This is a genomic window from Acinetobacter sp. MF4640 (genome assembly GCF_002018895.1).
Taxonomy (GTDB): Bacteria; Pseudomonadota; Gammaproteobacteria; order Pseudomonadales; family Moraxellaceae; genus Acinetobacter; species Acinetobacter johnsonii.
The window spans coordinates 19,953-29,070 of sequence record NZ_MVOM01000048.1 but is presented as its reverse complement, the minus strand read 5'-3'; the positions used below and the strand labels follow the sequence as shown (position 1 = coordinate 29,070).

At 42.2% G+C, this 9,118-nt stretch carries 9 protein-coding genes; 7 read left to right on the top strand and 2 right to left on the bottom strand.

The annotated features are described in order from the left end of the window. The first annotated feature begins 268 nt into the window (after positions 1-268). The gene (locus tag MF4640_RS14690; RefSeq protein ID WP_004978654.1) at positions 269-808 is read left to right on the top strand and encodes a hypothetical protein; all 540 of its coding nucleotides are present in this window, start codon (positions 269-271) and stop codon (positions 806-808) included. 149 nt (positions 809-957) lie between these two features. Next, positions 958-1,314, top strand: a complete 357-nt coding sequence (locus MF4640_RS14685) for a DNA transfer protein p32 (RefSeq protein ID WP_058868762.1) — start codon at positions 958-960, stop codon at positions 1,312-1,314. 47 nt (positions 1,315-1,361) lie between these two features. On the opposite strand, the gene MF4640_RS14680 is transcribed toward MF4640_RS14685, so the two are convergent. Next, positions 1,362-1,847: a DUF4442 domain-containing protein gene (locus tag MF4640_RS14680; protein ID WP_004978660.1), complete on the bottom strand. Its 486-nt coding sequence runs from the start codon at positions 1,845-1,847 to the stop codon at positions 1,362-1,364. A 116-nt stretch (positions 1,848-1,963) separates the two neighbouring features. On the opposite strand from MF4640_RS14680, the gene MF4640_RS14675 reads away from it, so the two are divergent. From MF4640_RS14675 to htpG, 5 genes are all read left to right on the top strand, one after another. Next, positions 1,964-2,848, top strand: coding sequence for an alpha/beta fold hydrolase (locus MF4640_RS14675; protein ID WP_078390055.1), 885 nt, complete (start codon positions 1,964-1,966; stop codon positions 2,846-2,848). A gap of 101 nt (positions 2,849-2,949) precedes the next feature. Then, complete coding sequence (locus MF4640_RS14670; RefSeq protein ID WP_078390054.1) at positions 2,950-4,320, top strand: Na+/H+ antiporter family protein; 1,371 nt, start codon at positions 2,950-2,952, stop codon at positions 4,318-4,320. A 316-nt stretch (positions 4,321-4,636) separates the two neighbouring features. Then, a complete protein-coding gene (locus MF4640_RS14665; RefSeq protein ID WP_078390053.1) occupies positions 4,637-5,239 on the top strand; it encodes an OmpW/AlkL family protein in 603 nt (200 codons plus the stop codon). A gap of 160 nt (positions 5,240-5,399) precedes the next feature. Beyond that, complete coding sequence (locus MF4640_RS14660) at positions 5,400-5,744, top strand: lysozyme inhibitor LprI family protein (protein WP_078390052.1); 345 nt, start codon at positions 5,400-5,402, stop codon at positions 5,742-5,744. A gap of 99 nt (positions 5,745-5,843) precedes the next feature. Beyond that, the gene (gene htpG / locus MF4640_RS14655) at positions 5,844-7,763 is read left to right on the top strand and encodes a molecular chaperone HtpG (RefSeq protein WP_078390051.1); all 1,920 of its coding nucleotides are present in this window, start codon (positions 5,844-5,846) and stop codon (positions 7,761-7,763) included. Positions 7,764-7,945: 182 nt separating this feature from the next. On the opposite strand, the gene MF4640_RS14650 is transcribed toward htpG, so the two are convergent. Continuing rightward, positions 7,946-9,097: a hypothetical protein gene (locus MF4640_RS14650; RefSeq protein WP_078390050.1), complete on the bottom strand. Its 1,152-nt coding sequence runs from the start codon at positions 9,095-9,097 to the stop codon at positions 7,946-7,948. Between the last annotated feature and the right edge of the window lie 21 nt (positions 9,098-9,118).

Genomic DNA, 9,118 nt, shown 5'->3' with positions numbered 1-9,118 from the left:
AAGTGAAGGAGCTGTCTGCTGAAATGCTGAACTTAAATTCTGAGAAAAAGTCATAAAAAAATGAGCGTATCTGGATACGCTCATTTTTACCGCATTTCAGCTATTTTGTCTTAACTGATCAGCATTACACCTTCGGGGGGCTTTTTTTGTCCTTTTGTTACAGAAGTGGATTTAAGCTTTTATAAATTTCACATTTTTCCTATATTAAAAATATAAGTACACAAATCTCCTTACTTCATTAACGATTAAAAAATAGAGGTGGTTCCACATGAAATTGACATCAAAACTATTGGGCTTAAGCATCTTCGCATTTGTGAGCCAAACGATGGCAGCGCCGATGCCGAATACCATCACCGTGGAGGATAAGGCGGTTGTACCGATTGTCAAAACACAGATTATTCGCAGTGTCGCGGGTCAAGACCCTGTGCGGACGACCGAAGCGACTATTTTTGAAGTGAAAAATGGCGGTAAAGATATTGTGGCGCGTGAAGTGGTTCTCGAAGAAAATGCCAGCCAATTTTCAGATAAAAAAATGTCGGCACCGATTGTGCAAAAGGGTAGCGTGATTGTTCCGACATCCAAAGTTGAAGTGAAATCGACCTTGAGTCAAGGTGGTGTAGTCCTTGCAGAAGGTAAGCAAGTTGATGCACAAGGGGTTGAGTTTAAGAAAGGGCAGGAACCTGTACGTAAGGAGCTGAAACTAGATCAAGTGAAAGATCCGAACAGTAAAGAAAGTGTGACACGTGCGGTGCTCCAAGAAAATGGCACCACCACCAAAGATGTGGTTGTGGTGAAAGAGCCTGAATAAGCTTGAGTTGAATACGGTATGAGGCCCTCTAAGGAGGGCTTCTTACTTACAAATTTTCAGCAATAGCACCTGTAACCGTAACATTTCACGGGTTTTAAGTTCATACTGATCTTTTATGCTGTAAGAAATAGCCAATAAGGACAAATCTCATGAAAAAGTATATGAGCATTATTGCAGTGGCATCTCTTTCGACGATGCTATTGGCAGGTTGTGAAAATATGAGCGCTTCTGAGCAACGTATTGGGACAGCGGCTTTAGGCGGTGCAGTAGGTGGTGCTGCGGGGAATAGCCTCGGTGGCGGTGTAGGTGCAGCCGTTGGTGGTGGTGCTGGTGCGGCTGTGGGCAGTAAAGCTCAAGGTGGCTCAAACCGTAATGCAACCTACAGTGGTGTTGGCGGTGCGATTGGTTCAGCAGTGGGTAAAAGCGTGTTTGGTGGTAATACCGGCGCAGCCATTGGCGGTGCCATCGGCGGTGGTGCAGGCGCTGCAATTGAAGAACGTAAATAATGTTTTAAGTTCAGATTTTCAAAAAGCACTTCATGAAAGTGCTTTTTTTATAGCTGTGCCGGTTTAGGTTTTTTACGACGGATATATAAAGTCTTTTCCACTTCGGCAATTCGAATGCCAGCTTCATCATAAATATTTAAGGTATAAATACGATGTACGGGGGCATAGTTGTCGGCCAGTTGTTTCACGGTCGCGATTTCTTGGGCATCGAGGTGAAAGTCTGCATAGACTGTACTGCGCCCTGGGCTGAGAAATTGGATAGAGGCTGCTTTGTCCCAAACAATATACTTATTACCTAAGTGGTGCATCAGCAGGGTCATATAAAAAGGGTCGACCATCGCATATAAGCTCCCGCCAAAATGTACGCCGACAATATTTCGGTTTTGTCGAGTGAGGGGCATTTTGACGCGAATATGGTAGTGTTTAAGGTCAAATTTTTCAATTTGAATCCCTGCACCTTTAAAGGGAGCAAAATGATTGAGAAAGTATTTCGCGACAATCGGCTGTGTCACAAGTTTTTTTAAAATGCTCATTTCGGTCAATGGTATCTGATGAACTTCTATCCATACTAGAGAAGATGAGATCAATTGGCATTGATCGTTTTGCCACTAAAGTATAAAAAACAGTCAATAACAATAAGGAGCTGAATATGGAGCAGCAAAGTTACTGGGTACAAACTACAGATCAGCAAAGACTTTATGTGAAAACATGGGGCAATGCGAACAATCCTGTGCTGGTCTTGGTGCATGGCTATCCAGATAATCAAGAGGTCTGGGAGCCTGTGATTGGGCATCTGGTGCAAGATTATTATATTGTGACCTATGACGTTCGCGGTGCAGGGATGTCGAGTGTGCCGCGTTGTACACGGGCCTATGCCTTGCCTCAGCTATCGCTAGATTTGGAAAGTGTGGTGAATAGTGTGATTCCGCAGCGTAGCTTTCATCTGGTTGCGCATGACTGGGGGTCGATTCAGTCATGGGAGTCCGCGACTGAGCCAAAATTTAGAGAGCGTATGCTGTCATTTACCACTATTTCAGGCCCATGCTTAGACCATGCCGCATTTTGGATGCGTGAACAGTTCACACAATACAAGCCTCAATTTTTTAAGCAATTAACGAAGTCTTGGTACATTGCGGCCTTTCAGTTGCCTTTTCTGGCACCAAGCGTATGGCAGTTTTTTAGTCCTGAGCATTGGGGCAAAGTTTTATCGCGTTTAGAAGGACGTTCAGACTTACCGCTGAATCATCACATTGCTGCCGATGGTAAGCACGGGGTTGCGCTCTACCGCGCGAACTTTATCCCACGTCTGACGAAACCTCGGGAACGCTTTGCAATTTGTCCCGTACAAGCGATTGTGTTGGAGCAAGATCAGTTTGTGAGTCCAGCGTTAATCGATGAAATTCCGAAGTGGGTCGAGGATTTTCAACGGGTGAATGTGAATGCCAACCATTGGGCAATCTTGAGCCAGCCAGAGGTAATTGCTAAAGAAATCAAAAGGTTTGTTCAAAACTGGCGTTGTGTTAAAGCCAGCTGAAATGATCTGTGAAAGAGAAAGGCGCTAGCGACCTGTAAGGGCAGAATTTTTTGGTTATTTTCTGATAAAATGCGCCTTTCTTCCAAGTCACTCTTTTCACTATGTTCGCAATTCTTGCCGCTATTGGGGTCATGTTTGGACTTTCATTAGCTCGTGTGCCTGTAGTATTTGCATTAATTATTGGTGCTGTCACAGGCGGTTTATTGGCTGGTTTAGGGCTACACGGTACCCTCGAAGCATTTAATAATGGGCTTGGGGGCGGCGCAAAAATTGCGTTGGCTTACGGGGTCTTAGGTGCATTTGCTTTGGCTTTGGCACGCTCAGGTTTACCTGACTTGTTGGCCTATAAGCTTATTAAAACATTGAAAGGTTCGAGCAATGAAAAGGCACAAAATCGGGTTAAATATCTGATTTTTATAACCGTCGCGTTAGCAGCCATATGTTCACAAAACGTCATTCCTGTGCATATTGCGTTTATTCCAGTCCTGATTCCTCCTTTATTAAGTGTGTTTAACCATCTCCAGTTAGATCGTCGACTAATTGCTTGCGTTCTAACCTTTGGCTTGGTTGCCACTTATATGCTGGTGCCATTTGGATTTGGTACGATTTTCCTGAATGACATCTTAGGTCAAAATATTAATACTTTTGGGCAACCCTACGGTTTTAAAATCAATTATGCCGATATCCCTTCAGCAATGGCTATTCCTGTTTCGGGTATGTTTGTCGGTTTATTGGTTGCTGTATTCTTTAGTTACCGTAAGAAACGTGTATACGAAGAAGTGCATGTGGAACCAGTGCAGCAAAGTATTTCTTCTGAACTTGATATCACGGGTGAGAAGTCTAAGCCCGAAATTTCAAAGTTTACGTTATCTATGGCTCTCATTGCTGTTGTTGCAACGCTTTGGGTACAAATCGCATCAGATTCCATGATTTTAGCTGGTCTGGTTGGTGTTGCGATTTTGAGCTGTGCGGGCATTTTTAAATGGAAAGAAGCAGATGATGTGATTATTAGCGGTATGCGAATGATGGCATTAGTTGGTTTCATTATGATTGCAGCACAAGGTTTTGCATCTGTTATTTCTGCGACCAATCAAGTGCCAGCATTGGTAGAAGCATCAGTGCAATGGATTGGTTCTAGTCAAGGACTCGCTGCATTTTGGATGCTATTGATTGGCTTACTGATTACTTTAGGAATTGGTTCATCGTTCTCTACCATTCCAATTTTAGCAATTATTTATGTGCCTTTGTGTATCCAGTTTGGTTTCAGTCCAGCGGCAACTATTGCGATTATTGGTACGGCTGCGGCACTCGGTGATGCGGGTTCTCCAGCTTCTGACTCCACTTTGGGACCGACTTCGGGTTTGAATATGGATGGTCAGCATGATCACATGAAAGACAGTGTGATCCCGACCTTTATTCACTTTAATATTCCGCTCATGATTTTCGGTTGGATTGCGGCCATGGTGTTGTAATTCAAAATCCAATGATTATAAAAAGGCGATTTTAAAATCGCCTTTTTTATTATTTATTCAGATTAAAATAATCGGGTTTATAATGTTAATTCGGATTAAAAAGGTTGGAATTAAAATATATTTATTTTGCTTGTATATTATTAATTTAAAACCAACTAAAATAGTCTATTTAATATTTAAAGTTATTTAAAACAGTTATTTAAAAAAAGTATTTTATATACATTATTATTATAATTGCATATTAATTACACTCTTGTTTATGATGAGTTAATGTTAATTTTTATATTAATTATTTTACAAACAGAGGTTGTTTGAAATGTTGAAGCAAATTGCTCTAATTACATTAATGGGTCTTTCTGCATCTGCTGCAATGGCAGGTCAATGGCAAGTCAAAGTCGGTGGATCTGCAATTGCGCCAACGAAGGACACGAAAATTGCGAATGGTACATTAACGGTTGAAGCAGATAGCGAACTCGCGTTTACGCCATCGGTTGAATATTTCTTTAATGACAATATTTCTGCAGAGCTGCTATTGGCGACGCCAATTAGCCATGACGTGACAGTAAATGGTAGCAATGCTGTAAAACTTAAGCATTTGCCGCCAACAGTGACTGCAAAATATAACTTTAAAAATTCAACAGGTTTCACGCCTTATATTGGTGTCGGTGCAACAGCATTTATTGCTTGGGATGAAGAAACTTCAGGTGTACTTGCAGGAACTAAAGTTAAAGTCAAAGACGACTACGGCTATGCTGCACAACTTGGTTTTAATTACCAACCTGCTGATGCGAAAAACTGGGGTGTGTTTGTTGATGTTCGTTATGCGGACTTAAACCCAAAAGTTGAAACTGTGGTTGAAAACTTTAAATTAGATATCGATCCAGTGATTTATACCCTCGGTTATAGCTACAAATTTTAATAATCAAAAGTAGCTTTTTAAGAACCTCATCAATGATGGGGTTTTTTTATGCAAAGACTAAAGTTGAATAGTGGTCAATGCTGAAATAAATCACGATGATTCAGTATTAAAAGAAAATCATCTATAGAATGGATAGAAACAGAATAAGAGAGTTATAAAAATGAAATCTATGCTCGGGATTGGTTTAGTCTGTGCTTTGGCGTGGAGCATGCATGCTCAAGCGGCCAGTTTTAATTGTGATAAAGCGAAAACGACGACGGAGCACGCGATCTGTGAACATCGCCAAATTAATGACGCCGATGTGAAAATGGCCACCACTTATACCATTTTAAAACGCCTTGTTCCGATGGGGACGCGTGGCATGATTCAGGATGAGCAAGTGAAGTGGTTGAGTCTTCGTGACCGTTGTGCTGCTTCACAAAGTTGCCTCATGGATGTGTATAAAATGCGCCAGCAGCAGTTAGAACTACATCTAGATCGTATTTACCGTCAGGGCCCATTTTAAAAAAAAGCAAAAAAACTTGTGATTGCTATTGAAAAACGTATCGCTCACTCCAATTCATTAATCATTCTCTATAAGACTTAATACATTAAGGAGCGATTGATGAGCGAGCAAAACGCACATAAACATAGTTTCCAAGCTGAAGTGGCTCAGCTATTACATTTAGTGACGCATTCACTGTATTCGAATCCTGACATTTTCCTACGTGAATTGATCTCAAATGCGTCCGATGCCTGCGATAAATTGCGTTTTGAAGGCATTAATCATCCTGAATATTATGAAAATGACCCAGACCTACATGTACGCGTCAGCTTTGATGAAGCCAATCAAACACTGACCATTTCAGACAATGGGATTGGTTTAACTGAACAAGAAGCGATTGATCACTTAGGTACGATTGCTAAGTCTGGAACCAAGGACTTTATGTCTAAGCTCACAGGTGACCAAAAATCAGATGCACAACTGATTGGTCAGTTTGGTGTCGGTTTCTACTCGGGCTTCATTGTGGCTGACAAAATTACCGTAGAATCACGCCGTGCAGGTGTGGGTGCTGATCAGGCGGTACGTTGGGTCAGTGCGGGTACAGGTGAGTTCGAAGTCGAGCAGATCCACAAAGACAGTCGCGGTACCGATATTATTTTACATTTGCGTGAAGATGCGTTGGACTATTTACAGTCGCATAAAGTGAAGCAAATTATCAATAAATACTCGGATCACATTAGTCTGCCGATTGAGATGCAAAAAGAGGTTTGGCAGCAAGAAGAAGCGGTCGAAGGTGAAGAGCCAAAACCGGGTCAGTATGTGAAAACAGATGAATGGGAAGCGATCAACTCAGCCAGCGCTCTGTGGACACGTAATAAAAATGAAGTGACTGAAGAGCAGTACATTGAGTTTTATAAGAATCTCAGCCATGATTTTGAAGCCCCACTGGCATGGGCGCATAACCGCGTTGAAGGCAGTACCGAATATACGCAGTTGCTGTATGTACCGAGTAAAGCTGCTGCGAATATCTTTACCCGTGAAGCCAAAGCGGGGATTAAGCTCTATGTAAAACGGATCTTCATTATGGATGACGCGGATAACTTGATTCCAAACTATTTACGCTTTGTTCAAGGGGTGGTTGATAGTGCCGATTTACCACTGAACGTTAGTCGCGAGTTGTTACAAGAAAGCCGTGATGTGAAAACCATTCGTGAAGGGAATGCACGCCGTGTATTGACCATGCTGGATGCTTTAGCCAAATCGGAAGATGAAAAAGATCAAGAGAAGTTCACAACCTTCTACCGTGAATTTGGTTCAGTATTGAAAGAAGGTTTGGGCGAAGACTTTGGTAACCGTGAGCGTATTTTAAAACTTTTACGCTTCTCAACTTCAAACAATGATGAGGTGAGCACTTCTTTGCAGGACTATAAAGCGCGTATGCCTGAGGGGCAAAAAGCGATTTACTATGTGACTGCAGACAGTCTCAATGCTGCGAAGAACTCGCCACAACTTGAGTTATTTAAGAAAAAAGGCATTGAAGTCTTACTCATGGCAGACCGTGTCGATGAATGGGCAATGGAATTTGTGCATGAGTTTGATGGCACACCAATGCAGAACGTGGCGAAAGGTGCAGTCGACTTAGGTGATTTACAAGATGCCGAAGAGAAGAAAGCACTTGAAGCAGCCGCAGAGCAGTTTAAACCTGTGGTTGAAAAACTATCTGACTCATTGAAAGCCAAGACCAAAGAAGTACGTGTGACCACACGTTTGGTCGATTCACCTGCATGCTTGGTGACAGGTGAGGGAGAACTTTCTCCACAACTGATTCGTATGCTGCAACAAGCGGGTCAGGCCGTACCTGAAAGCAAGCCAATTTTGGAAATTAACCCAGAGCATCCATTGGTAAGAAAATTAGAAAATTCGGCACAGTTTGATGACTTGGCCAATGTAATTTTTGACCAAGCGGTGATTGCTGAAGGTGGCTTACCTGATGATCCTGCCGAATATATCAAACGGATTAACAGCTTATTGCTTCAATAAATTAATATGTGCTTAAAAAAAAGCCTATCTCTAAGATAGGCTTTTTTTATGTTAACCCATTGGGTCAAGCGCCTTAATATCTGTTAAACGCATCGATTAAATTGGCGGAAAAGAAGCTGATGTGGATATCCGTGGATAAGTGAGAACTTATCCACAGTTCAGGCTAAATATCCGCCATGCCATTAAAATAAAGCTTCAAAACGCACCAAGGCACTGACGTAATGACTACGGTCTTCACGGTGATCGTTAAAATAATTTAAATCACCTTGGATATAAAACCATTCTCTTAAGAAGGGTTGACGCCACGAGACAAAAGGCCCCCAACGGTTCAAGCGCAGGTCATCGTTGTTGTAGAAACCACCAGTGTAAATGCCGTAGTTAAAACGATTGCCATGAAAGAATTGGTGTTGTCTAAAGCTATAGTTATCCCAGAGCAGATCATCATCTTGATCGTCGGCATAGGTCAGACTGAACTGATTAGATAAAAATGGCTGATTGGGTCGTGCATGGGTCAGCTCTAGGTTGGTACGTAAATAATTTTCACTGTCGATACCATAACGATAAATCTGTTCAGCATAAGCGCGAAAATCATTGTCGAGTTTCCATTCTTTCGATAACTCGATCCGCGCATAGATATCATCCCCTGAACGTACACCCAAGTCGAAATCGGTTTCAAAAGGCAGGCGATCTGACAGTTGTGACCATCTTAAAGCCAGTGAGCTATTGGCATCACGGGTTTGGCGGCGGTCAAATGTTTTATCGTTATTCGCACTGGGTGGATTTTCATTGGTAATCGCAACATTGTTTTGCAGTTCATTATCTAAAGAGTCATCACCAAACACCACACTGAGTTTATGTTCTAAGGTTGGAAGTTTGACTCGACCACGAATACGCGGTTTTACATCATATTCATCATGTTTATTCCAGCGGTTATCGATCAAGACCCGTAAAGTAGCTGTGGCCGGTTTTTTAGGATCAGTTTCACCAAACCAATTGTCCATTTTCGTGGCTGTTCGGTCTGCCCAGTTTCGAACTTCTTTTTGCTGGCGGTCGACCCATGTGCGTTCTTCAGTGAGATCAGTCGTGGGCACAATCAGCTCGTCCGATTCTTCAGGTAGAACGGTTGGAAGTGAGTCAATCCACTGTGGAATTTGATATAAAAGTCCACTACCTTTGGGGGGCGATGCGATTTTGTCAATTTCAGCCACGTCGTGAGGTGGCACAAAATGTTGTGTGATGTTGGTATTGCTTTCCGCCCAAGCCACGTTGACGTATGTACCTAAACTTAGGCAGAAAAATAAAGAGATGGATCCCACATGTTGAGTTCTTAGCATGCTTTCGTACTTTATTGTTCT

Coding starts and splice junctions, on each gene's coding strand:
- MF4640_RS14690 (WP_004978654.1), top strand. CDS start 269: ATGAAATTGACATCAAAACTATTGGGCTTAAGCATCTTCGCATTTGTG.
- MF4640_RS14685 (WP_058868762.1), top strand. CDS start 958: ATGAAAAAGTATATGAGCATTATTGCAGTGGCATCTCTTTCGACGATG.
- MF4640_RS14680 (WP_004978660.1), bottom strand. CDS start 1,847: ATGAGCATTTTAAAAAAACTTGTGACACAGCCGATTGTCGCGAAATAC.
- MF4640_RS14675 (WP_078390055.1), top strand. CDS start 1,964: ATGGAGCAGCAAAGTTACTGGGTACAAACTACAGATCAGCAAAGACTT.
- MF4640_RS14670 (WP_078390054.1), top strand. CDS start 2,950: ATGTTCGCAATTCTTGCCGCTATTGGGGTCATGTTTGGACTTTCATTA.
- MF4640_RS14665 (WP_078390053.1), top strand. CDS start 4,637: ATGTTGAAGCAAATTGCTCTAATTACATTAATGGGTCTTTCTGCATCT.
- MF4640_RS14660 (WP_078390052.1), top strand. CDS start 5,400: ATGAAATCTATGCTCGGGATTGGTTTAGTCTGTGCTTTGGCGTGGAGC.
- htpG (WP_078390051.1), top strand. CDS start 5,844: ATGAGCGAGCAAAACGCACATAAACATAGTTTCCAAGCTGAAGTGGCT.
- MF4640_RS14650 (WP_078390050.1), bottom strand. CDS start 9,097: ATGCTAAGAACTCAACATGTGGGATCCATCTCTTTATTTTTCTGCCTA.